The sequence below is a fragment of the Nonomuraea sp. NPDC050451 genome (assembly GCF_044458585.1).
In genome coordinates this window covers 85459-105969 of sequence record NZ_JBITHZ010000005.1, presented here as the reverse complement: position 1 = coordinate 105969, position 20511 = coordinate 85459, and the positions used below count along the sequence as shown (strand labels likewise).

The 20511-nt window shown below is 70.0% G+C and carries 19 protein-coding genes; 12 read left to right on the top strand and 7 right to left on the bottom strand.

Annotation, left to right across the window (positions count from 1 at the left end; genetic code table 11):
* The first annotated feature begins 24 nt into the window (after window positions 1-24).
* Entirely contained in the window at window positions 25-1815 is a 1791-nt protein-coding gene (locus ACIBI9_RS18960) for a hypothetical protein (RefSeq protein WP_397223430.1), read from the top strand.
* On the opposite strand, the gene ACIBI9_RS18955 is transcribed toward ACIBI9_RS18960, so the two are convergent.
* The gene (locus ACIBI9_RS18955; RefSeq protein WP_397223429.1) at window positions 1789-2607 is read right to left on the bottom strand and encodes a helix-turn-helix transcriptional regulator; all 819 of its coding nucleotides are present in this window, start codon (window positions 2605-2607) and stop codon (window positions 1789-1791) included. The genes ACIBI9_RS18960 and ACIBI9_RS18955 overlap by 27 nt on opposite strands.
* Before the next feature lie 84 nt (window positions 2608-2691).
* Here ACIBI9_RS18955 and ACIBI9_RS18950 point away from each other — a divergent pair, with 84 nt between their 5' ends.
* Complete coding sequence (locus tag ACIBI9_RS18950) at window positions 2692-3534, top strand: NAD(P)H-binding protein (RefSeq protein ID WP_397223428.1); 843 nt, start codon at window positions 2692-2694, stop codon at window positions 3532-3534.
* Between the two features lie 15 nt (window positions 3535-3549).
* On the opposite strand, the gene ACIBI9_RS18945 is transcribed toward ACIBI9_RS18950, so the two are convergent.
* Window positions 3550-4896 carry a serine hydrolase gene (locus tag ACIBI9_RS18945; protein WP_397223427.1) on the bottom strand — a complete coding sequence of 449 codons (1347 nt, stop codon included), beginning with the start codon at window positions 4894-4896 and terminating at the stop codon, window positions 3550-3552.
* Window positions 4897-5048: 152 nt separating this feature from the next.
* On the opposite strand from ACIBI9_RS18945, the gene ACIBI9_RS18940 reads away from it, so the two are divergent.
* Window positions 5049-6800 (top strand): sensor histidine kinase, encoded by a 1752-nt coding sequence (locus ACIBI9_RS18940; RefSeq protein WP_397223426.1) that lies wholly within the window; start codon window positions 5049-5051, stop codon window positions 6798-6800.
* Window positions 6793-7467, top strand: coding sequence for a response regulator (locus tag ACIBI9_RS18935; protein WP_397223425.1), 675 nt, complete (start codon window positions 6793-6795; stop codon window positions 7465-7467). The genes ACIBI9_RS18940 and ACIBI9_RS18935 overlap by 8 nt, the downstream gene beginning before the upstream one ends.
* Before the next feature lie 14 nt (window positions 7468-7481).
* Here the strand turns inward: ACIBI9_RS18935 and ACIBI9_RS18930 are convergent, their stop codons facing one another.
* Together ACIBI9_RS18930 and ACIBI9_RS18925 are read right to left on the bottom strand one after the other, a co-directional pair.
* Window positions 7482-8183, bottom strand: coding sequence for a cysteine hydrolase family protein (locus ACIBI9_RS18930; RefSeq protein WP_397223424.1), 702 nt, complete (start codon window positions 8181-8183; stop codon window positions 7482-7484).
* A 65-nt stretch (window positions 8184-8248) separates the two neighbouring features.
* The gene (locus ACIBI9_RS18925) at window positions 8249-9013 is read right to left on the bottom strand and encodes a GntR family transcriptional regulator (RefSeq protein ID WP_397223423.1); all 765 of its coding nucleotides are present in this window, start codon (window positions 9011-9013) and stop codon (window positions 8249-8251) included.
* A gap of 110 nt (window positions 9014-9123) precedes the next feature.
* Between ACIBI9_RS18925 and deoC the strand changes: the two genes are divergently transcribed.
* The gene (gene deoC / locus ACIBI9_RS18920) at window positions 9124-9882 is read left to right on the top strand and encodes a deoxyribose-phosphate aldolase (RefSeq protein WP_397223422.1); all 759 of its coding nucleotides are present in this window, start codon (window positions 9124-9126) and stop codon (window positions 9880-9882) included.
* A 77-nt stretch (window positions 9883-9959) separates the two neighbouring features.
* Window positions 9960-10805, top strand: a complete 846-nt coding sequence (locus ACIBI9_RS18915) for an alpha/beta fold hydrolase (RefSeq protein ID WP_397223421.1) — start codon at window positions 9960-9962, stop codon at window positions 10803-10805.
* A 39-nt stretch (window positions 10806-10844) separates the two neighbouring features.
* Here the strand turns inward: ACIBI9_RS18915 and ACIBI9_RS18910 are convergent, their stop codons facing one another.
* Window positions 10845-11627: an NAD(P)/FAD-dependent oxidoreductase gene (locus tag ACIBI9_RS18910; protein ID WP_397223420.1), complete on the bottom strand. Its 783-nt coding sequence runs from the start codon at window positions 11625-11627 to the stop codon at window positions 10845-10847.
* Window positions 11628-11673: 46 nt separating this feature from the next.
* Complete coding sequence (locus ACIBI9_RS18905; protein WP_397223419.1) at window positions 11674-11892, bottom strand: hypothetical protein; 219 nt, start codon at window positions 11890-11892, stop codon at window positions 11674-11676.
* Between ACIBI9_RS18905 and ACIBI9_RS18900 the strand changes: the two genes are divergently transcribed.
* The 6 genes from ACIBI9_RS18900 (at window position 11891) to ACIBI9_RS18875 (ending at window position 19241) form a co-directional block, all read left to right on the top strand.
* Window positions 11891-12295 (top strand): hypothetical protein, encoded by a 405-nt coding sequence (locus tag ACIBI9_RS18900; RefSeq protein WP_397223418.1) that lies wholly within the window; start codon window positions 11891-11893, stop codon window positions 12293-12295. The genes ACIBI9_RS18905 and ACIBI9_RS18900 overlap by 2 nt on opposite strands.
* Before the next feature lie 835 nt (window positions 12296-13130).
* Window positions 13131-14276, top strand: coding sequence for an epoxide hydrolase family protein (locus tag ACIBI9_RS18895; RefSeq protein ID WP_397223417.1), 1146 nt, complete (start codon window positions 13131-13133; stop codon window positions 14274-14276).
* A 620-nt stretch (window positions 14277-14896) separates the two neighbouring features.
* Window positions 14897-15487, top strand: coding sequence for a hypothetical protein (locus ACIBI9_RS18890; protein WP_397223416.1), 591 nt, complete (start codon window positions 14897-14899; stop codon window positions 15485-15487).
* Window positions 15487-16887, top strand: a complete 1401-nt coding sequence (locus tag ACIBI9_RS18885; RefSeq protein WP_397223415.1) for a sulfatase — start codon at window positions 15487-15489, stop codon at window positions 16885-16887. Before ACIBI9_RS18890 ends, ACIBI9_RS18885 begins: the two co-directional genes overlap by 1 nt.
* A 153-nt stretch (window positions 16888-17040) precedes the next feature.
* The gene (locus tag ACIBI9_RS18880) at window positions 17041-17688 is read left to right on the top strand and encodes a TetR/AcrR family transcriptional regulator (RefSeq protein WP_397223414.1); all 648 of its coding nucleotides are present in this window, start codon (window positions 17041-17043) and stop codon (window positions 17686-17688) included.
* A complete protein-coding gene (locus tag ACIBI9_RS18875; RefSeq protein ID WP_397223413.1) occupies window positions 17670-19241 on the top strand; it encodes an arylsulfatase in 1572 nt (523 codons plus the stop codon). The genes ACIBI9_RS18880 and ACIBI9_RS18875 overlap by 19 nt, the downstream gene beginning before the upstream one ends.
* A gap of 57 nt (window positions 19242-19298) precedes the next feature.
* Here the strand turns inward: ACIBI9_RS18875 and ACIBI9_RS18870 are convergent, their stop codons facing one another.
* Window positions 19299-20258, bottom strand: a complete 960-nt coding sequence (locus ACIBI9_RS18870) for an AraC family transcriptional regulator (protein WP_397223412.1) — start codon at window positions 20256-20258, stop codon at window positions 19299-19301.
* Window positions 20259-20511: the final 253 nt, after the last annotated feature.

The window sequence follows — 20511 nt, the reverse complement described above, 5'->3', positions numbered from 1 at the left end:
AGTCCCGCACCGCCAGGAGAAGTCATGTTCTCGATCGTTCGACGATGTTTGGGCGCGGGCCTGGCCACGCTGCTCATTGTGGCCATCACGGCCGTCCCTGGGGCGACGGCCGCCGCCTCCCCGCCACCCAGCCCGTTCTTCTCGACCGTGCAGATCGACTCCGGCGCGTCGGTCGGCGCGCCCGCCGCAGGCGACAACCGCAACCACGGCGACCTGTGGCCGAACTGCTGGTCCGACGACGACAACGTCTACACCGCCTACGGTGACGGCATCGGGTTCGCGGGCACGTACAGCGACATCGGCGTGGCCCGCATCTCGGGCATGCCCGGCAACCTGACCGGTGCGCAGTTGCCGATCGGCGACAACGTCGGCCAGGTCTGGACGGCGAACCACACGCGCAAGCCCACCGGCATGGCCTGCGTGGGCGGCACGCTCTACCTCGCCGTGCAGGACCTGGCGTTCGACTTCGACGACGCCCCGGCGGCGACGATCGCGAAGTCGACCGACCACGGCAAGACGTGGACGTGGGACAGGTCGGGGCCGATGTTCGGCAACGGGGCGTTCACCACGATCATGTTCCTGGACTACGGCAAGGCGTACGGCAACGCCCCCGACGGCTACGTCTACGCCTACGGTCTCGACCACAACTGGCGCGACTCCTTCGCGAACCGAGTGCCCGACCCGGTGGACCTGTGGCTGGCCCGGGTGCCCAAGGACCAGGTGCAGAACCGGTCGGCCTGGGAGTTCGTCAGCGGCTTCGCCGCCTCCGGCGCACCCACCTGGTCCGCGGACATCGGCAGGCGGGTGGCGGTCATGCACGACGACCGGCACATCTACCAGGACGTCTACACCGCCAACCGGGCGAAGAACATGACCGTGGTCAGCCAGGGCGGCGTGGTGTACAACAAGCCGCTCAACCGCTACCTCTACACGTCCTGGACGGAGTACACCTTCGAGTTCTACGAGTCGCCCACCCCGTGGGGCCCGTGGAAGCACTTCTCCGGCAAGGACTTCGGCGGCTACCCGTGGACCACCGCCAAGCACGGCGGCTACGCCACCACGATCCCGTCCAAGTACATCAGCGCCGACGGCAAGTCGATGTGGCTGCAGTCGAACGTCTGCCCGTGCGGCGGCGGCTTCCCCGAAGGGCAGCACTGGGCGTACACGTTCTCGCTGCGCAAGATGCGCCTGGAGCCGCACGTGGACACCACCCCGGCCAACACGCCCGACGGCGCCAGGAACCTGGCCCGCGAGCCGGGCACGGTCGGCGTCGAGCGGGTGGCGCATTTCGGCATCGTCGGCTTCTACAACGACGGCAACAAGGCGCAGAGCGAGGACGACTGGAACGACGAGCGCAAGGGCGCGAGCTGGTGGGGCTACACCTGGCCGCGCGAATACCTGATGAACAAGGTCGCCTTCACCAGCGGGCAGATCTTCGGCGACGGCGGCTGGTTCGCGAGCGATCTGCGGGTGCAGGTCCGCAGGGACCACGAATGGGTGAACGTCACCGGACTGCGCATCACGCCTGACTACCCCTACGACAACACGGCGGGCCCGAACCGCACGTACGAGCTGGGCTTCAACCCGGTGGACGGCGACGGCGTGCGCGTCATCGGCGCTCCGGGCGGCACCCGCACCTTCACCTCCATCGCCGAACTGGAGGTGTACTACACGGGCACCAGCGGGACCATGTTCGGCGGCTCGCCGGCGGATTTCACGGGTGACGGCAAAGCCGACATCGCCGCCTTCACCCGCTTCCGGTCCTCCGGGAGCGGGCTCACGCGGTGGTCAAGCAGAACGACTATCGTTGAGTGACCGCAGGCGCTGGAGCTTGCGGTGTGAAGGCGTGCCCGGGGCGGCGGTGTAGAGGACGAGGCGGTGGTCCCCGCCAGGCAGGGGCAGGACGTCGCAGTCGAGCTCCATCTCGCCCAGCAGGTGGTGTGCGGCCCGCTTCGTCACGGTCCGCTGCACTTCGATGTCCTGCGCCGCCCACAGCTCGGCGAACAGCGGGCTGGCCGCCGTCAGCTCGTCCACGATCTGCCGTACGTCTGGATCGTCCGGGTAGCGGCCGCTGGCCCGCAGGTCGGCGACGGCCTGGCGGGCCGGCCCGGCAGGATCGCTCAGCAGCGCGGGCGCGCCGCCGAACAGCCAGCGCAGCGTGTTGCGCTCACGGGCCGGCCTGGCCGCCGGGTCGCCGATGAGCGCGACCAGCATCCTGTTCCAGGCGAGCAAGTCCCAGCAGACGTTGACGATCACCGCGGGGAACTCCTCGAGGCGATCCAGCAGGCGCAGCGCGTTCTCGGGGACCTCCGGCGCGGAGCCGGTCCGGACCGGGGCCTGGCCGCCCATCCGCAGCAGATAGTCGTGCTCGTCGCCGGTCAGCCGCAGCGTGCGGCTCAGCGCGGTGAGCACCTGCGCGGACGGCTGCGGCCCGCGGCCCTGCTCCAGCCGGATGTAGTAGTCGACCGAGATCCCGGCCAGCAGCGCGACCTCCTCGCGCCGCAGGCCCGGTGTCTGGCGCCGGCGGCCGGCCGCCAGCCCCGCCTCCTCAGGCCTGACCCGCTCGCGCCTGCTCCGCAGAAAACTGCCCAGCTCGTTCTTGTTCATCGTCTTCCATCATGGCCTGGTACCGCGAGTCCCAGGCCCACGGGGGCCTACCCGCCGTCCCGGCCGCGCGGCCAGCCTGGTCACATGACGATTCTGGTCACCGGAGCGCGCGGGCACGTCGCGCGCAGCCTCGTACAGCAACTTCTCGCCATGGGACAGCCCACCCGGGCGGCCGGCCGGAACCCGGGCGCGGCCCGCCTGCCCGCCGGCGTGGAAACGATGCTCTGCGATCTCGCCGACCCGGACACTTTCGACACCGCGCTCGCCGGCGTCACCAAAGTCTTCCTGTACGCCGAGCGGCGGGGCCTGGACGACTTCGTCACCCGTGCCGCGACCGCCGGGGTGGAGCACATCGTCCTGCTGTCCGCGATGCTCGCCGACCCCGCCGCGACCGACGCGATCAGCCGCCTGCACGGCGATGCCGAGCAGGCGGTGGCCCGCTCGGGAATCGCCTGGACGTTCCTGCGCCCGGGCGCCTTCGCCACCAACACGCTGCAGTGGGCGCCGTCGGTCCGCGCCGAGGGGCTGGTGCGGGACCCGTTCCCGGACTCGCGGTCGGCCCCCGTGCACGAGGCGGACATCGCGGCGGTCGCCGCCCGCGCCCTGACCGAGCCGGGACACGAAGGCGCGACCTACACGCTGACCGGGCCGGAGCTGGTCAGCCGCAGACGCCAGGCCGAGCTGATCGGGGAGGCCATCGGCCGTCCGGTCCGCTTCGCCGTCCAGGATCTGGACGAGTACCGTGCGGAGCTGAGTGCCTGGACGACGCCCCAGGTCGCCGACGTGGTGATCAGGGAGTCCGCCGCCGCTGTCGACCGGCCCGCGCCGGCCACGGACACGGTCGAGAAGGTCGTCGGCGGGCCCGCCCGCACGTACGGCGAGTGGGCCCGCGACCACGCCGGGGATTTTCGCGACGAGCCCTCGTGATAGCGGCCGGGGCCTTCAGGAGGCCTTGACCAGCGTGAACGCGCCTCGGGTCAGCCCCAGCTGCTCCGAGATCGCCCGCGCCTGGTCGAACGGGGTCTTCGGATCGATCGCCAGGGTCGTCACCACGAACGACCTCCCGTCCGCCGTCCTGGCGAGGTAGCCCAGGTCGCTCACCCCCGGCTCCGACCCGCCCTTGAACCAGACCGACGGCCACTGCGCCTTGTCCAGCGCGAGCCCCGCGTCGCTGATCGACAGGGCCTCGCCGACGTGCTTGTCGGGCAGTTCCGACAGCCGGACGAAGGCCCGGCACAGCTGGGCGGGGGAGGCGTACCACTCGAGCGTGTCCAGCTCGCGCGGCGCGGTCCACCCGGCGATGCGGGACAGCGGCACCTTGGCGACCACCCTGTCCAGGTAGGCCCGCTGCCCGGCCGTTCCCAGCGACAGGTACTTCCTGGCGTGCCGCGGGTAGCCGGCGCCCTTGAGCACGAACATCTCCCGCGTGGTGAGCAGCGGCGTGTTGCGCTTGTCGCGGGCGCCCCAGGCCCGCGCCGTGCGCTCGACGTTCTTGCGGCCGGCCTGGTGGATGAGCAGGTCGGTGGCGGTGTTGTCGCTGATGGAGATCATCAGCTTGGCGGCCTCCAGCACCGACACCTTGCTGTTGTCCGGCCGGTTCTGCAGCTCGCCCGACCCCAGGCTCTTCAGCTCCGGCGTGATCGTGAGCTGGGTGTCCCACCCGAACGCCCCGCTCGCGATGCGCTCGGCCACGGTCCCCAGCACGTAGAGCTTGAACATGGAGCCGAGCGGGCGCGCCGTGGCGGGGGCGACGGAGTGCACGGGGCGGCAGGCCCCGTCCTTGGTCACCTCCGCGGCGATGAAGCCGGCCTGCGGCGCGAGCCTGCTCAACCGCTGGTCCAGCTCCGCCCAGTCCTTGGGCGCGGGGGAGACGTGCGGGCGGAACAGCAGTCCGTCGACGAGGCCGGCGCCGTTCGTCGTGAGCGACAGGTCGAGCAGGGTGCCGGACGCCTCGACCGTGGCGACGAGCAGGGTGCTCTCCGACCTGGTGAGCTCCTGGAGCCGCATGCCCTTGAACGCGGTCAGGGTCTGGTTCAGCCGGTCGGCGGGGACGCTCTGGAGGAACTCGGCGGTGAAGTGCTGCTTCAGCTCGCTCTCCGGGATCGGCGGGCGGGTGGCGGCGTCGAGCAGCCAGCGCAGCTGCCTGCCCGCCGGCGTGTCGGGAATCTCGGGCGGCGCGGCGACAGCGGCGGTCGCGGCCTGTACGGACGCGGTCTGGCCTGCGCAGACCGCCGTCACGGCCACGGCTGCCGCCGCCAGAAAACGGACGGGCTTCGATGAAGTGATCATGACAAGGCTGCTTCTCATGCCGCTCAGGCAATCGCGGCGGGGCCCCGGCGGGCCACCAGGGCAGCCACCGTTCTGGCTGGTGCGGATGACCGTGCGAAATATGCGGATAACCTCATAGCCCTCTTGCCGATCACTCACGACGATGGAGGCTTATGGGTTCGAGGCTGGTGGCCGGGGTACTGGCGACGGGCGCGGCCGCCGGCATCGTGGCCAACGTGGTCATCACGAGCCGCATCACGGCGAGTCGCGGCGTCCCCCTCCCGGTGACCGAGTGGGTGTACATGGTGGTGGCGCTGCTCATGCCCGCGCTGGGCTGGTTGCTGGCCACCCGGCGTCCCGAGCTGCGTTATGGCTGGCTGCTCCTGGCCTGCGCGCTCTTCCTGGGGGTGGGTCTGACCGGCGCGGGGCTGTCGATCACGGGCGCGGCGCCGCTCTGGCTGACCGCCCCGCTCTCCTCCGTCCTCGCCGCCTTCTATGGCCTGAACTGGATCTTCGTCCCGCTGCTCTTCCCCGAAGGGCGGCTGCCCTCGCGCCGCTGGCGCGCGTTCGCGTGGATCTCCGGCATCGCGATCGCCCTGCACGCCGTAGGGGGCATGCTGAGCGGCGGCGCCGCGCGCGAGCCGCTGCGGGTCCTGGAGTCGACGCTCGCCCTCTTCGGGGTCTTGTCGTCGGCCGTCGGCCAGCTCATCACGTGGATCATGGCGGCGATCGGGTTCTGCGGGCTCATGCTCCGCCGGCGGCGCAGCGCGCGGGTCGAGCGGCGGCAGTACGCCTGGATGGTCGGGGGCGTGGCCGTGAGCCTGCTGGGGGGTGTCGCGCAGATGGTGTTCTTCACGAGGCTGCCGATGCTCGCGCTGCTCGGGACGGTGGCCATGACCGGGGCGCTGCCCGTCGCGATCGGGGTCACCGTGGTCCGCCACCGGCTGCTCGACATCGGGATCGGCATCCGGGGCTCGCGCCTGCATCTGATCTTCGACGTACGGCCGACGGTGGACGAGGTGCTGTCCGACCTCGGCACCGCGCTGGAGGACGCGTCCGAGCCCGCGGAGCAGCTCGGCCGGGTGGCCGTGGCCGTGCGTACCGCGTTGGAGGCCACCTGGGCGGCCGTGACGCTGGCGGACGGCACCCGCGTGGTCGCCGGCAGGCAGGAGGGGCCGGCCACTCTGACGGTGCCGGTGCACGGAGGGCTCGGCCGGATCGAGTGCGGCCCCAGAGGCGTGGGCGGGCTGACGCGCGTGGACCGCCGGCTCCTGGAGGCGCTGGCCGTGCCGGCCGGGCTGGCCATCCAGAGCGCCGGCCTGGCCACCCGCCTGGTCAACGCCCAGGAGGCGGAACGCCGGCGCATTGAACGCAACATCCACGACGGCGTTCAACAGCAGCTCGTCGCGCTCATCGCCGGTCTGGAGCTGGCCCGCTCGACCGGCGCGAACCCCGACATGCTCGCCCACCTGCGCGAACAGGCCCGCCAGACGCTCGCCGACCTGCGCGAGCTGGCGGCCGGCATCCATCCGTCGGCCCTCAGCCAGGGCGGCCTGGTGGAGGCGGTGGAGGAGCGCTGCTCCCGCCTGCCCGTGCACACGACGGTGACCTCGGACCCCGGCCTGCGAACCAAGCGGTTCGCGGACGAGGTCGAGGGCGCGATGTACTTCACCGTCAACGAGGCCGTCGCCAACGCGCTCAAACACGCCGGCGCCGCCACCATAGAGGTGGGCCTGTCGCACGCGGGCGGCCGCCTGCGTGCCACGGTCGCCGACGACGGGAAGGGCTTCGACTCGGCCGCCGCCGCCCGCAGGGGGCTGGCCACGCTGTCCGACCGGCTGGACGCGCTCGGCGGCGGGCTCGACCTCGACAGCTCGCCGGGAAAGGGGACACGTGTGAAGGCATGGGTGCCGGTCGATGGGTGAGCGGATCCGTGCGGTGGTCGCCGACGACCATTACCTCGTACGCGAAGGAACCCGCCAATTACTCGACATGTCGGGCGAGATCACGGTCGTCGGCGCGGTCGGCAACGCCGACGAACTCCTCGACGCCGTCCGCCGCCTCGGCCCCGACGCCGTGGTCACCGACATCCGGATGCCGGGCGGTGACTGGCGGCCCGGCTTCGAGGGCATCGACGCCGCCCACCGCATCAGGACCGCGCATCCGGGGGTGGGGGTCGTGGTGCTGTCGCAGTTCTCGGACGCGTTGTTCGCGTTCGAGCTGTTCAAACACGGCACCGAGGGCTACGCCTACCTGCTCAAGGACCGGGTCGGGGACCTGGACGAGTTGCTGGGGGCCATCAGGGCGGTGGCCTCCGGCGGCTCCGTCATCGACCCGAAGGTCGTGGAGGGCCTGCTGGCCAGGCGCGACGTCCGCGGCCAGCAGGAGGCGCTGACCGGACGCGAACGCGACGTGCTCCGCGAGATGGCGCACGGCCGCTCCAACTCGGCCATCGCCAGGGCGCTTCACCTGTCGATCTCGTCGGTGGAGAAGAACGTCAACGCCATTTTCACGAAACTGGGGCTGGAGAACAGCGGGGACGTGCACCGCAGGGTGGCGGCGGTCCTCGCCTACCTCGGTCCGGACCGGTAGCGGCGCGTCCGGCTTCATCGCGTCTGCCGGTCGTCTCCGTGAGGCTGGTCCGCCACCGGTGCCGGATCCGCTCCGGTCAGGCGGTCCGCGATCTCGTCGGCCGGCAGCACCAGCGCGAAGCCCTTGCGCAAGACCGCGAGCTCGGGCTCCTGGAGGGACTCGTCGTCGGTGGCGGTGACGTCTGCGCCGAACACGACCTGATACCCGCGTTCGTACGCCTGCCGCGCCGTGGTGCCGCAGCAGTAGTTGGTCAGCGTGCCGGTGACGATGACGGTGTCGCGACCGAGGTTGCGCAAGACGGTGTCGAGCGGGGTGTCGTAGAAGGCGCCGTAGGAAGGTTTGCGGATCAGCACCTCGTCGTCGCGGTAGCCCATCTCGTCCCAGACCGCCGCGGGGCCGGGCCGGCGCCAGTCGGTGTCGGCGTGCGGCAGGTAACGCAGCGCGTGCGGACGGTCCAGGCCGAGGTGGGTGTCGTCGAAGATGGTCCAGATCACCGGGACGCCGGCGCCGCGGCAGTGGTCGATGAGGCGGCGCAGCCGGGGCGCCATGCGGGTGGCGGCCGGCACCCAGTACGGGCTCCAGCCGGGCCGGACGAACTCGTCCTGCATGTCGATGACGAGCATCGCCGAGCGTTCGGGGTGGATCGTGAACGACGCCTGCCCCCGTTCGTAGGCGGCCCGTGCGCGCGTGGTGACCCACTCCTCGGTGTAGGACATCTACTCTCTCCGTATCGATTCGAGGTATATCGATTCGAGGTGACAGAGTAGCAGGGGTGGCCGAGTCATCCGCCCCAGCCGCCGGCCGGCGGCCGTGCGGGCGGGGTGCGCCCCGGTGTGGAAACGGAGAAGTCGACCTTGAGCGCGTAGCGGTGCGCCACGTACGAACTGATCGTGTATTCGAGCGGCTTGCCGTGCTGATCGACGATGGAGCGCGTTTCGACGAGCATCGGGGTGGTGGGATCGACGTCGAGGACGGACGCGTCGTCGTCGGCGGTGCGCGCGGTGAGGACGGAGGAGCCGAGGGTGGGATGCAGTCCGAGGCGCCGCAGCGTGTTGTGCAGTGATCCGGTCTCCAGGTCCGCGGTGAGCAGCTTGTCGAGGGCGGCGGGGAAAACGGCGTGTTCGATGGCCACAGGGAGGCTGCCGAAGAGTCTGACGCGGCTGATCGCGACCACGGATGCGGGTGCGAAGGGGGCGTCCGGATAGAGGGCGGCCACCTCCTGGGGGGAGGCGGGGCGTACGGCGGCGTCCAGGACACGGGAGCGCGGCGTCTTGCCGAGCGCGAGGGCCTGATCGTGGAAGCTGAGGAGGGTGCCGACCGGCCGGGCGGCAGCCGCCTTGCGTACGAAGCTGCCCCGGCCGGGCACGCGCTCCAGCAGGCCGTCGCGCTCCAGCCCGGCAAGGGCGGCGCGCACCGTCATCCGGGAGACCTCGAACTCCTGCGCCAGCCGCGGTTCGGAGGGGAACGGATCGCCGTCGGCCGCGGCGTCGATGCGACGGCGCAACTGCTTCTCGATGCGTTCGTACAGCGGTTGCGGTGCGGGCATGAGCGGGGCGGTCCTCCTCGGTCGGACGGGGTCGGTCCCGTCATTCGACAACGCCTACAGTGCTGTCTAGGCTGTCTATACAGCTTACCTCAGGCGTGAAGGAGAGCCCTATGTCCGTCGCCTCGATCGACGTCCCGCAGTGGGACGGTCCGCTGCCTTCGTGTGAGGAGGTGGCGAAGATGATCGACCACTCGCTGCTGCGGCCCGAACTGACCCCGGCCGAGGTCGCGGCCGGTGTGGCGATCGCGCTGAAGTACCGTACGGCGTCGGTGTGCGTGCGGCCCGCCGACGTCTCAGCGGCCGTCGCGAGCCTGCGTGGATCCGGCGTCGCCGTCGGTACGGTCGTCGGCTTTCCGCACGGCGGCGGCACTACGGCGGCGAAGGTCTTCGAAACCACCGAACTGATCTCCCTGGGAGCGGAGGAGATCGACATGGTGATCAACATGGGCCGCCTGTGCGGCGGCGACGTCGCGTTCGTCCAGGACGAGATCGCCGCTGTCGTCCAGGCCGCCGAAGGCCGCCCCGTAAAGGTGATCTTTGAGAACGCCTATCTGGGAGACCGGGAGAAGATCGTCGGGTGCCAGGCCGCCGAGGCCGCGGGCGCGGCCTTCGTCAAGACCAGCACCGGATTCGCCGGCGGTGGGGCGACGCCGGCGGACATCGCCCTGATGCGGCGCTCCGTGGGGCCGGCCGTCCAGGTCAAGGCCGCCGGAGGCGTTCGCACCCTGGACGCCCTCCTGGAGCTCAACCGCCTGGGCGCCACGCGCTTCGGAGCCACGGCCACGGCGGCGATCCTCGACGACCTGGAGAGCCGCCGCAACGGCAACGCGCCTGCCCGCGCGGCCGGTTCGGGCCCGATCGGCTACTGAGACGCCCTTGACAGCCGGCCGCCGCGCCTGAGGCTCGGCGCCGGGAAGCCGAGCGCGACTTACTACCATGGCTAGTCATGGAGTTGACGGAGCGATTCGAGTGGCGTGGGAGGCAGATCGCCTGGGGGCGCGCGGGCGCCGGTCCGGCTGTGGTGTTCTGTCATGGCACGCCGTTCTCGTCGGTGTTGTGGCGGCCGTTCGCGGAGGCGTTGAGTCGCGACTTCACCGTCTACCTGTGGGACATGCCCGGATATGGCCGTTCCTCCAAGCATGCCGAGCATCCCGTGGATTTCGGCGCGCAGGCCGATGCGTTCGCGGCGCTGCTCGCGCACTGGGGGTTGGAGCGGCCGCACGTGGTCGCCCACGACTTCGGCGGTGCCGTGTCCCTGCGTACGCACCTGATCCTGGGCGTCGATTACGCCTCGCTCATGCTCGTCGACGTCGTGGCCATCCCGCCCAGCGGCTCGCCCTTCTTCCAGTTCGTACAAGACCATCCTGACGTCCTGGCGCAGCTGCCGGCCTACATCCACACCGCCATCGTGGGTGCCTACATCCAGGGCGCGAGCCACCGCGGCCTGCGCGACGACGATCTCGACGCCCTCGTGCGACCGTGGACGGGGGAGGACGGCCAGCCCGCCTTCTACCGGCAGATCGCCCACTATGACGAGCGCTTCCTCGAAGAGAACGAGGAGCAGTTGGGCCGCATCGGCATCCCCGTACGGATCCTGTGGGGCTCCTGCGACGCGTGGATCCCCACCGACGTCGGCCGACGGCTGCAGAGCCTGATCCCCGGTGCCGAGCTCGCGCTGATCGACGCCGCCGGTCACCTGGTCCACCACGATGCGCCCGTCCCGCTCATGGACGAAGTCCGCGCCTGGCTCACCGCCGGACGGCGTGCCCGGCCGTATGAATCTACATTGTAAAGGCGGTGGGTGGTGTGGCCAACAAGTGGGTGGCACTGGTCAGGCCGATCCCGCGAGCAGGGAAGTCGCGACGAGTTCCTGCCGGTGCCGGCGGGCCTGTTTGGGCATGTTCCAGCCGAGTATGCCGGTGACCCGGCCCTCGTGGCGGTAGACGGCGACGAAGCGGCGCTCGGGCACGGAGCCCTCCGCGATGGACACCTCGGCGTCCGGGGACGGCATCCCGTGTACGTGGATCTTGGCGTCGAACTGGTCGGTCCAGAAGTAGGGGATCGGGGTGTAGGGGCGGTCGTCGCCGAGGATGTTGCCGGCGACGGCGATCGCCTGTTCGGTGGCGTTGGTCCGGTTCTCCAGCCGTAGCGACCTGCCCAGGGTCTCGTGGTGCCAGTGGGCCACGTCGCCGACCGCGTAGACGCCCTCCGTGGCGCGGCAGCGGGAGTCGCACACCAGCCCGTTGTCCAGGTCGAGCCCGCTGGTGGCAAGCCAGTCCGTGGCCGGGGCGGCGCCGAACGCGACCACGACGACGTCGGCCGGCAGCACGTCGCCGGTCTCCAGACGTACCCCGGTGACGCGGCCGTGTCGTTCGGTCAGTCCGCTGACCGCGGCGCCGAGCCGCAGCTTCACCCCGCGCTCGGTGTGCAGGTCGGCGAGCAGTCTGGCGGCCGGTTGGCCGAGCTGGCAGGCCAGCGGTGCCGGTTGGGGGCCGGCCAGGGTGACGCTTACGCCCATGCCGCGCGCGGTGGCGGCGATCTCGGCGCCGAGCACGCCGTCCCCGACGGCCACCAGGCGGCTGCGGGACAGCAGGTCCGTCCGCAGCGCCAGCACGTCGTCGAGCGTGCGCAGCGCGGATCGCCGAGCACGAATTCCGCGTTCAACGCGGACAGCGCGGCCGGGGGTCGCAGCTGGGCTCGCTCGGGCTCCCAGCTGCCGGACAGGATCTGCTTGGACAGCGGTGGCCGGTCGTAGGGAGGTGGGGTTCGGCGCCCAGCACGGTCACCCGGCCCGCGTACCCCTTGCGGCGCAGGGCTTCCACGGTGGCCAGGCCGGCGGCGGAGGCGCCGGCCACGAGCACGTGGTCCGGGGTGTTCATGCGTCCTCGCGAAGATCGCCGCTCCGGGGCAGACGCCGTCGACCGCGCGGCCGGCGGCGCGGGCGGCCCGCATCTGCGGCGGGGAGACGTCGGCGAGGGCCTCGCCGTTGATCGGCGTGGCGGCGTCGAGGTGGACGAGGTGGCCGATCCGGTCGGTGGCGCGGTCGGCGACGCCAGTGATGACCATGCCGCCGTAGCTGTGGCCGACGAGGATCACCTCGCGCAGGTCCTCGTAGGTCAGGGCCTGCACCAGTGCTTGCCCGGCCTGCCGCCCTCCGTGCGTGACGAACGATCCGTCATGGCGCGTCACCTGATCGCGCAGATGCGCGTCGAGCGGGAACGCGCCCTCGCCGAGGGCGCCCCCACCTTCATCCGAGCTGGGACGACCTCGCCACCAGCCTGATCGGCGCGATCGCCGGAATCTGGCAGGCCCCCGTGACGTGCTCTCTTGCGCCCGGCACCCCAACCCAAGGCTGTTCCTTCGGTCGGCACGAGAGAGGTGTCCAGTGAACGAATTGGCGTGAGCGCTATTCGGATAGCGGGACCTGGTGCAACGCTCGTAGGTTCGCAGGGCCAGAAGGCATCGGCATCTCCGGCTCCTGCGAAAGGAAACTCAACGTGAATCGTGTCCTGCTTGTCTTGGCCGCAGCACTCGCCTTGGCGGTGGGAGGCGTCATGGTCGCCGTATCGCCGGCCGTGGCCGCCGGTCCGGAATCGGGCAACGGCGCTGTCCCGAGGACGGTCATGGGTGACGAGAGCGACAGCGTCCGCATCACGGGCGAAACCCCGACTCCGTGAACGCGTGCTTCTTGATGAGCTCAGCGCGCCGGTGCGCACGTCCGGGAAAGCCGTCGTGATCAGCCCGGTCGCGCGTTCCGGGTGCTCGATCGTCACCTGACCGCGTTGCCGCCAGTGCGGAGGCGATGGCTTCCCGCGATCAGCCTCCACCGTACGGCAGGCAGCAGCAGCGGCTGCTCGACCGCGGGCAGAGAGACCATCCCGAGATCGTCCAGGACGTGGCATGGGCCATCCCAAGCCGGTGAACAGCCCGAAGGTTCCGCGCTCTCCGCTTTCGGGTCATCGGGCGAGCATGTCGCAACGGCTCACGCCGTAATCAGGGCGGGGTCTCTCCTGTACGAAGCGAGCGATGCGTCGCAGCCCGAAAAGGTCACCGCCGTCCTCCGGGACGGCGGTGAACCGCAAACTACAAGTATTCCGTTGCTGGAAGGAACAGTTCGATGATCAATCCGTTCCGCATTGACATCCCGCAGGACGAGCTGGACGACTTAAGAGACCGGCTCGCCCGTACCCGCTGGAGCGGCGAGATCGGTGACCAAGGCTGGAGCCGCGGCGTCCCGACCGGCTACCTGCGGCAGCTCGCCGCCTACTGGGCCGACGACTACGACTGGCGCAAGCACGAGGCCAGGCTGAACGACCTGCCCCAGTTCACCACCGACATCGACGGGCAGACCATCCACTTCGCGCACATTCGCTCTCCCGAGGCCGGGGCCACCCCGCTGATGCTCATCCACGGCTGGCCCGGCTCGATCGCCGAGTTCCTGGACGTCATCGGCCCCATGACCGACCCGCGCTCCTACGGCGGCGACCCTGACGACGCCTTCCACCTGGTGATCCCCTCTCTGCCCGGGTTCGGCTTCTCCGTTCCGCTGCGCGACGCGGGCTGGACGCACGGCCGCATCGCCGGGGCTTTCACCGAGCTGATGCACCGGCTCGGCTACTCCCGTTACGGCGTCCAGGGCGGCGACGTCGGCGCCTTCGTCGCCCCGGAAATGGGTCGCCAGGACTCCGAGGGCGTCCTCGGCGTGCACGTCAACGCCCTGGTCACCTTCCCGATCGGGGCCGAGGGCGAGATGGACGGCCTGACCACGTCCGAACAGGAGCGGCTGGCGCGCCTGGAGCACTGGCAGCAGGAACAGAGCGGCTACGACAAGATCCAAGGCACCCGCCCGCAGACCCTGGGGTACGGCCTGAACGACTCCCCGGCCGGCCAGCTCGCCTGGATCGCCGAGAAGTTCAAGGAATGGACCGACAGCGCCGCCGACCTGCCCGAAGACGCCGTCGACCGCGACGCTCTCCTCACCGACGTCAGCATCTACTGGTTCACGCAGACGGGCGCCTCTTCAGCCCACCTTTACTACGAGGCCCACCACGACCCCTCGGCCTGGGCGCCACGCGAACCCGGGACCGTGCCCACCGGCGTAGCAGTCTCCCTCACCCAGGACGTCGCCATCCGTCGCTTCGCAGAACGCGATCACAGCATCGTGCATTGGACCGAGTTCGAGCGCGGCGGACACTTCCTGGCCCTGGAACAGCCCGGCTCATTCGTCGCCGACGTGCGCGAGTTCTTCCGCTCCCTGCGCTGACGGTTCACACCGCCGCCACACACCGATGGCGGCGGTCCGAGCCGACGTTGACCGGACCGGCGCGCGACCGGTCCCCTGATGGTCACCCCGAACTTCGCGCCCCCACGCGGTCATCCGGCGGCGACGACGGCCGGTTCCTGGTGCGTGACAATCAGCAGCGTGCCCGGCATGAGATGATCACCAGCGCTCTCACCGGGCCGCGGTTGTCGCTGGCAACCCTTTCGTCCGTGCCCACAGGCCCGACGCGCTTGCCCACGGGCGCCGACCGGGGTAACCACGCCACCGGATCCTGCACCTCGTGGCCGCTTCGTGGAGGCTGACGACCGACGTCCGCCCGCCGCTCCGCGCGAGGAGCAGGCCCGGCGACAGTGAGTGTCGTGTGCAGCACTCGGCCGGCGGGGGCGCGACGACGCATACGTGGCAACTGAGCGCACCGAGACGCAGCTCATCGCCCTTGAGCCCGAGCAGATTGACGGTGCCGCGACGCGCTTCGGAAGCGTGTCGCGAATTTTTTTGTGCCGCTAACCTACCGAGTACTCGGTTAGTTAGGTATGGTCCCGTTACATTCCGCGAGGTGCTCGTTGCGCCTGGGGGAACGTCGTGTCACGAGAGCGCGAGGAATGTCGCCATGCCTGCTGGACGTTCTGGGCCGCGATGCGGTCCTGTCGGTCAACTGCTCGGAGTCGGGACAGGTCCGCTGGTGGGCCTGGCGGCCTGCACGTCAGGGGTCGGCCGGGCTGCCGAGACCCCCGCCGGCCGCAGCCACGGACCTCTTCTGGAGCCCGGGCACCCCCGGGTACCCCGGTGACCTGGCGCAGCACGACATCTACGATCCGGCCAAGGCCCGCAAGATGATCCAGGACGCCGGAGCCGCCGTCCCCATCACCGTGATCAGCTTGCCGAACAACACAGCCGCGGCGCAGATCGTCCGGAACAACCTCGAGGATGTGGATGTCCCCGCCTTCGCCGATCGGCAACCGCGCGCACAGCTCGGGACGGCCTTCATGTCGCTGCACGGGCTGAACGGGCTCGCGCCGACAACCCTCGTGGACACGCTCCCGACGCTGCGCGAGGGGCCGAACCCCTCCCACGTCGAGGCGCCCGAGTACGCCGAGCTGCTGTCCGAGCCTGTCGCAGGCGTACACGTCGGGCTCCTGGCCCTGGCGCCGGCTCGTTCCATCGACGACTTTCGAACTCTCAAGCAGGTGTGATGTCGAAACAACCGAACGTGCTCCTGATCGTGGCGGACCAGCACCGCCACGACTGGATCGAGGGAGCGGGCGACCTGCCGGTACGCACGCCCCACCTGCGGAGACTGGCCGAGCGCGGCATGACGTTCCGCCGTGCCGTGACTCCCGCGCCGCTGTGCGCGCCGGCGCGGGCCTGCCTGGCCACCGGTCTGGACTACGACTCCGGCCCGGTGCCGAGCAACGTCCACGACCTGCCGCCGGAGGCGCGGACCTATTTCCGGATGCTCCGGGACGAGGCCGGGTACCACGTGGCGGGCGTCGGGAAGTTCGACCTGCACAAGGCAACGTTCGACTGGAACCTCGACGGCTCGCGATGCCTGCGGGAGTGGGGTCTGGACGGCGGCATCGACAACGAGGGCAAGTTCGACTCGCTCTGGTCGGGGCGTACCGGTCCAAAAGGGCCGTACATGAACCATCTGTACGAACGCGGGATCGCGGATCTGCACCTGCGGGATTTCGAACGCAGGCGACACGAGCCCTACTTCGACGTCGAGCCCAGCCCGCTGCCGGAGGACGCCTACCTGGACAACTGGATCGCGCGCAACGCCCGCGACGTCCTGTCGAGCTGCCCCAAGGGGCAGCCCTGGCACGTGGTGGTGAACTTCGCCGGCCCGCACGATCCGATGGACGTGCCGCCAGGGCTGATCGACAGGTGGCGCGCCGTCGAGTTCCCGGTTCAGACCGGCCAGGATCCGGCCGACCCCCGCCACCAGGAGGTGCGCCGCCGCTACGCGGCCATGATCGAGAACATCGACGGCCACGTCGGCGGGCTGCTCGACCTGATCGCGGAACGGGGGGAACTGGAGAGCACGGTGGTCGTCTACACCAGCGACCATGGCGAGATGCTCGGTGACCAGGGCATCTGGGGCAAGCAGGTCGCCCTGGACCCGAGCATCCGCATCCCGATGATCATCGCCGGACCCGTCGTCAGGCACCCTGGCGTCACCAGCGACGCCCTGGTCTCGCTTGAGGACCTGGCCGCGACCTTCCTCGACATCGCGGGGCTGACACCCGCGCAGTGGATGACCGCACGGTCCCTGCTGCCCGTCGTGCGCGGGGAGAGGTCCGAGCACCGCGACCATGTCGTGTCCGGGCTCGACCGGTCCGCCCGCGAGATCGAGCTCGCCCAGCGTCACTATGGGGACAACCGGTGGGTGGCCCTGCGACGCTGGCGTGCGATCTCCACCAGGACGCACAAGCTCGTGGTGAGCGCCGACCTGCCCGCGCCGGCCCTGTTCGACCTGGAGTCCGACCCGTACGAGTCCATGGATCTGGCCGGTTCGGAACCGGCGAGGGTGCGTGAGCTGCTGGCCTGCCTTGACGATGACCTCGTGTCCGCGCTGCTCGGAACGCGGCCATGACCAGATTCCCGTTCGTCTCTCCCGGGCCGGGCGGGGCGAGTGCGACCGGTTCCGGCAAGAGGGCCGGTCACGACGACGTACGGGAGAAGAGTGATGGATGACGGGGGCTCCGCACGACACGGAGGGGCTCAGGACGGCGACGCGGCGCCGAAGATGAGACGCAGAAAGGTCGTCACGCGACCGCACGGCGATCGACGGCGCCGCGAGATCCTCGACACGGCCGTCACCTTGTTCTCCGCCAACGGCTTCAATGCCGTGAGCCTGCGGGAAGTCGCCGACAAGGCCGACATTTCCCAGGCCGGTCTGCTGCATCACTTCCCCAACAAGGCGTCGCTCCTGCTGGCCGTGCTGCAGGACCGCGAGGACAGGAACCGCGCGGACGAGCAGCGCCGGCTGGCCGGGGGAGAGGACCGGATGGAGGTCTTCCTCCGCACCCTTGAGGACAACGAGCGCAATCCCGTGCTCGTTCAGCTGTTCGCCCTCCTGTCGGCGGAGGGGCTGAGCCTTGAGCACCCGTCCCACGAATGGTGGGCCGAGCGGTACCGGACCATCGTGGACACCATGCAGGGGTGGGTCACCGAGGTGATCGACGAGCACGACCTGCCTCCGGGGCTGACCACGGAGACGGTCGTGCGATGGCTCATCGCGCTCGCCGACGGGCTGCGCATCCAATGGCTGCTGGATCCCGACGCGGTGAGCCGGGCCGAGGCGGTCCGCCAGTTCGCCGACCTGCTGCGCTCACTGACCCGTTCGAAGACCGAAACCGAAACGGAAAGGCCCGCATGCCCGCCCCCAACGTGATCGTGATCCTCGCCGACGACCTCGGCTATTCCGACATCGGCAGCTTCGGCGGGGAGATCGACACTCCGAACCTCGACCGCCTCGCCCGGAGCGGCGTCCGGATGACGTCGTTCTACGTCACGCCGCGCTGCAGCCCGTCCCGCGCCGCCCTGCTGACCGGCCGGCACCCTCACTCCGTGGGGATCGGCGTCCTGACGCGCGACAACGGGCCGGCCGGCTATCGGGGCTCCCTTGACCAAAGCGCCCCGACACTCGCGGAGAGGCTGAAAGACCTGGGCTACCGAACCGCGCTGGTCGGCAAATGGCACCTGTCGTCCGACACCACGACGCCCAACGGCACGTGGCCCACCCGCCGGGGATTCGACGAGTTCTACGGCATCCTGCCCGGGTGCAGCAGCTACTACCAGCCGCCGCTGATGTCGGGCGAATCGAGGGTGCCCGAGGCACACGCCGATCCGGACTACTACATCACCGACGACCTCAGCGAGCACGCCCGCGACTTCGTCGCCCGCGCCTCGGCCGGTGACACGCCGTTCTTCCTCTACCTGGCCTACACGGCTCCCCATTGGCCGTTGCACGCCCGCGAGCCCGACATCGCGAAATACCGCGAGCGGTACCGGGCCGGCTGGGACGTGCTCCGCGCGGAACGCTTCCGGCGCCAGGCCGCCCTCGGCGTCGCCGGCGTCACGGAACTGCCCCCGCGGGACGAGGAGGTCCCCCCGTGGGCCGACGTCGACGACCGCGACTGGGAGGTGGAGCGGATGGCCACGTACGCCGCCCAGGTCGAGGTGATGGACCGCGGCATCGGCCAGGTCCTCGACCAGCTCGAACGGTCCGGGACCCGCGAGAACACGATCGTGATGTTCCTCTCCGACAACGGCGGGTGCGCCGAGGAACTACCGCACCGTCCCGGACAGACGTCCTTCGGCGAGGAGATCTGCCCCCGGCGCACCCGGCACGGCGAACCGGTCGAGGTGGGCAACACCCCCCGGATCACTCCCGGTCCCGAGCAGGGCTACATCAGCTATGGGCGAGGCTGGGCGAACCTGTCCAACACGCCGTTCCGCCTCTACAAACGCTGGGTTCACGAGGGCGGTGTCGCCTCCCCTTTCATCGTGTCGTGGCCGAGCGCCCTGCCCGCCGATCGGGTCGAACGGCGCCCCGGTCACCTGGTCGACCTGACCTCCACCATCGTGGAGGCGGCCCACGGCCACGCGGACACGGCGGGCCACAGCCTGCTGCCCCTGTGGAGGGGCGACGGCCTTCCCGCCGCCGACGAACCCCGGACGTTGTGCTGGGAACACATCGGCAACGCCGCCGTACGACGGGGGCGTTGGAAGCTCGTGCGCGAGTGGGCCGGCCCCTGGGAGCTGTACGACATCGAGGCCGATCGCGGCGAGAGCAAGGACCTAGCCCTGCGGGAGCCGTCGCTCGTCACGGAGCTCGCGGCGGTCTGGGAACAATGGGCCAAGGGCAACGCGGTCATCCCCTGGTCAGACGTGCTGGCCGACTTCCGCCGCCGGGGCCGGCCCGAGACCGAGGCGCTGGGGTAGGCGCCGCAGCGTCCTCAGTCACCGATACGGCTTGCTCGCGTGGAGCGGCTCCCACGGTCACTGGTGTCCTTGCCGGGTGCTGGACGGAAGCCGGCCGTAGGTCTGCCTGTACAGGGCCGCGAAGCGCCCGAGATGGGTGAATCCCCATCGCAGGGCCACCTCCGTGACGGTCGTCTGGCTGCCCGTATCCGCGATACGGACGAGATCGGCGTGTGCGTGAGCCAACCGGACGGAACGGAGGTAGGCCATCGGGGTGGTCTGCAGATGTTCACGGAAGCCGAGCTGGAGGGTACGGACGCTGACTCTGGCCGCGGCGGCGATGTCGCCGATGCGGATCGGTTCGGCGGCGTGCTCTTCGCAGTAGCGGCTGGCACGCCGAAGGGCGGCAGGGGTCCAGGGGGCGGTGGACTCGCAGAGTTTGTCCGAGTAATTGTGCGGCTGGGACGCGAGCAAGGTGTGCAGCAGGAACTGCTCGAAGTGATGCTCGGCCAGTTTCGAGGCCGCGAAGGGCAGCGTACCGCCCGTCCCGATGGATGCCAGCATTCTGAGCGCGTGGCCGAGCGCGCTGGCGGCGTCCACCCCGGGTTCGAACCGCAGCCGCTCCTTGGGAGGATCGCCAAGGTAAGCCTCGAGCGCCTCCTCCATGGCCGCCAACGGGACCTGCATCATCAACACCTCGTGATCGAGGCTCCACCGCATGTCGATCTTCTGCTTGGGGCCGATGAGGGAGATCGGTGCGGTGACGTCCCGCCCGTTGAGCGTCACCCTGCCCGTTCCCTGCAACGGCATCATGATCGCGTAGAAGTCAAACGACTCCGACGTTCCGGCGCGAATCTCCGCACCGTATGTCGCGGTGTGCAGAGCGATCTTTCCCTTGTGGAGAAGCTGGTATCGAGCACCGCGCGGGTTCGGCTTGGCAATCTTGAGGTAGTAAGGCGGGAAATGCTGCACCAGCAGTTCTCGCATCTGATCGACATCTGCTGTGACAACCGGGTTTTGCGGCTTCAAGTCTTTCATGGCGCTGATTCCCTTACACATTCTGCCGACTGCCACGTCGATGAGTCAGGGGGGTCTGGGCTCGGCGATATGGTGACATGAATTCCGGCGTTCGCACATCCATCCATCCCCACGGCGGCACGGCCCGGGGCTCTTCTCTCTGCGGCGTTAGCAGATTAACGATGGATCGCGACGTTGTAAACGTAAATCCAGACGCTTTGAGGTATTTTAAAATAAATGCCTTTTTGGCTGGCTGCGGCTAAACTTGCGCAGC

Excerpts from the sequence above, each read along its gene's own strand:
- ACIBI9_RS18960 (WP_397223430.1), top strand. The coding sequence starts at position 25 with ATGTTCTCGATCGTTCGACGATGTTTGGGCGCGGGCCTGGCCACGCTG.
- ACIBI9_RS18955 (WP_397223429.1), bottom strand. The coding sequence starts at position 2,607 with ATGAACAAGAACGAGCTGGGCAGTTTTCTGCGGAGCAGGCGCGAGCGG.
- ACIBI9_RS18950 (WP_397223428.1), top strand. The coding sequence starts at position 2,692 with ATGACGATTCTGGTCACCGGAGCGCGCGGGCACGTCGCGCGCAGCCTC.
- ACIBI9_RS18945 (WP_397223427.1), bottom strand. The coding sequence starts at position 4,896 with ATGATCACTTCATCGAAGCCCGTCCGTTTTCTGGCGGCGGCAGCCGTG.
- ACIBI9_RS18940 (WP_397223426.1), top strand. The coding sequence starts at position 5,049 with ATGGGTTCGAGGCTGGTGGCCGGGGTACTGGCGACGGGCGCGGCCGCC.
- ACIBI9_RS18935 (WP_397223425.1), top strand. The coding sequence starts at position 6,793 with ATGGGTGAGCGGATCCGTGCGGTGGTCGCCGACGACCATTACCTCGTA.
- ACIBI9_RS18930 (WP_397223424.1), bottom strand. The coding sequence starts at position 8,183 with ATGTCCTACACCGAGGAGTGGGTCACCACGCGCGCACGGGCCGCCTAC.
- ACIBI9_RS18925 (WP_397223423.1), bottom strand. The coding sequence starts at position 9,013 with ATGCCCGCACCGCAACCGCTGTACGAACGCATCGAGAAGCAGTTGCGC.
- deoC (WP_397223422.1), top strand. The coding sequence starts at position 9,124 with ATGTCCGTCGCCTCGATCGACGTCCCGCAGTGGGACGGTCCGCTGCCT.
- ACIBI9_RS18915 (WP_397223421.1), top strand. The coding sequence starts at position 9,960 with ATGGAGTTGACGGAGCGATTCGAGTGGCGTGGGAGGCAGATCGCCTGG.
- ACIBI9_RS18900 (WP_397223418.1), top strand. The coding sequence starts at position 11,891 with ATGCGTCCTCGCGAAGATCGCCGCTCCGGGGCAGACGCCGTCGACCGC.
- ACIBI9_RS18905 (WP_397223419.1), bottom strand. The coding sequence starts at position 11,892 with ATGAACACCCCGGACCACGTGCTCGTGGCCGGCGCCTCCGCCGCCGGC.
- ACIBI9_RS18895 (WP_397223417.1), top strand. The coding sequence starts at position 13,131 with ATGATCAATCCGTTCCGCATTGACATCCCGCAGGACGAGCTGGACGAC.
- ACIBI9_RS18890 (WP_397223416.1), top strand. The coding sequence starts at position 14,897 with ATGTCGCCATGCCTGCTGGACGTTCTGGGCCGCGATGCGGTCCTGTCG.
- ACIBI9_RS18885 (WP_397223415.1), top strand. The coding sequence starts at position 15,487 with ATGTCGAAACAACCGAACGTGCTCCTGATCGTGGCGGACCAGCACCGC.
- ACIBI9_RS18880 (WP_397223414.1), top strand. The coding sequence starts at position 17,041 with ATGAGACGCAGAAAGGTCGTCACGCGACCGCACGGCGATCGACGGCGC.
- ACIBI9_RS18875 (WP_397223413.1), top strand. The coding sequence starts at position 17,670 with ATGCCCGCCCCCAACGTGATCGTGATCCTCGCCGACGACCTCGGCTAT.
- ACIBI9_RS18870 (WP_397223412.1), bottom strand. The coding sequence starts at position 20,258 with ATGAAAGACTTGAAGCCGCAAAACCCGGTTGTCACAGCAGATGTCGAT.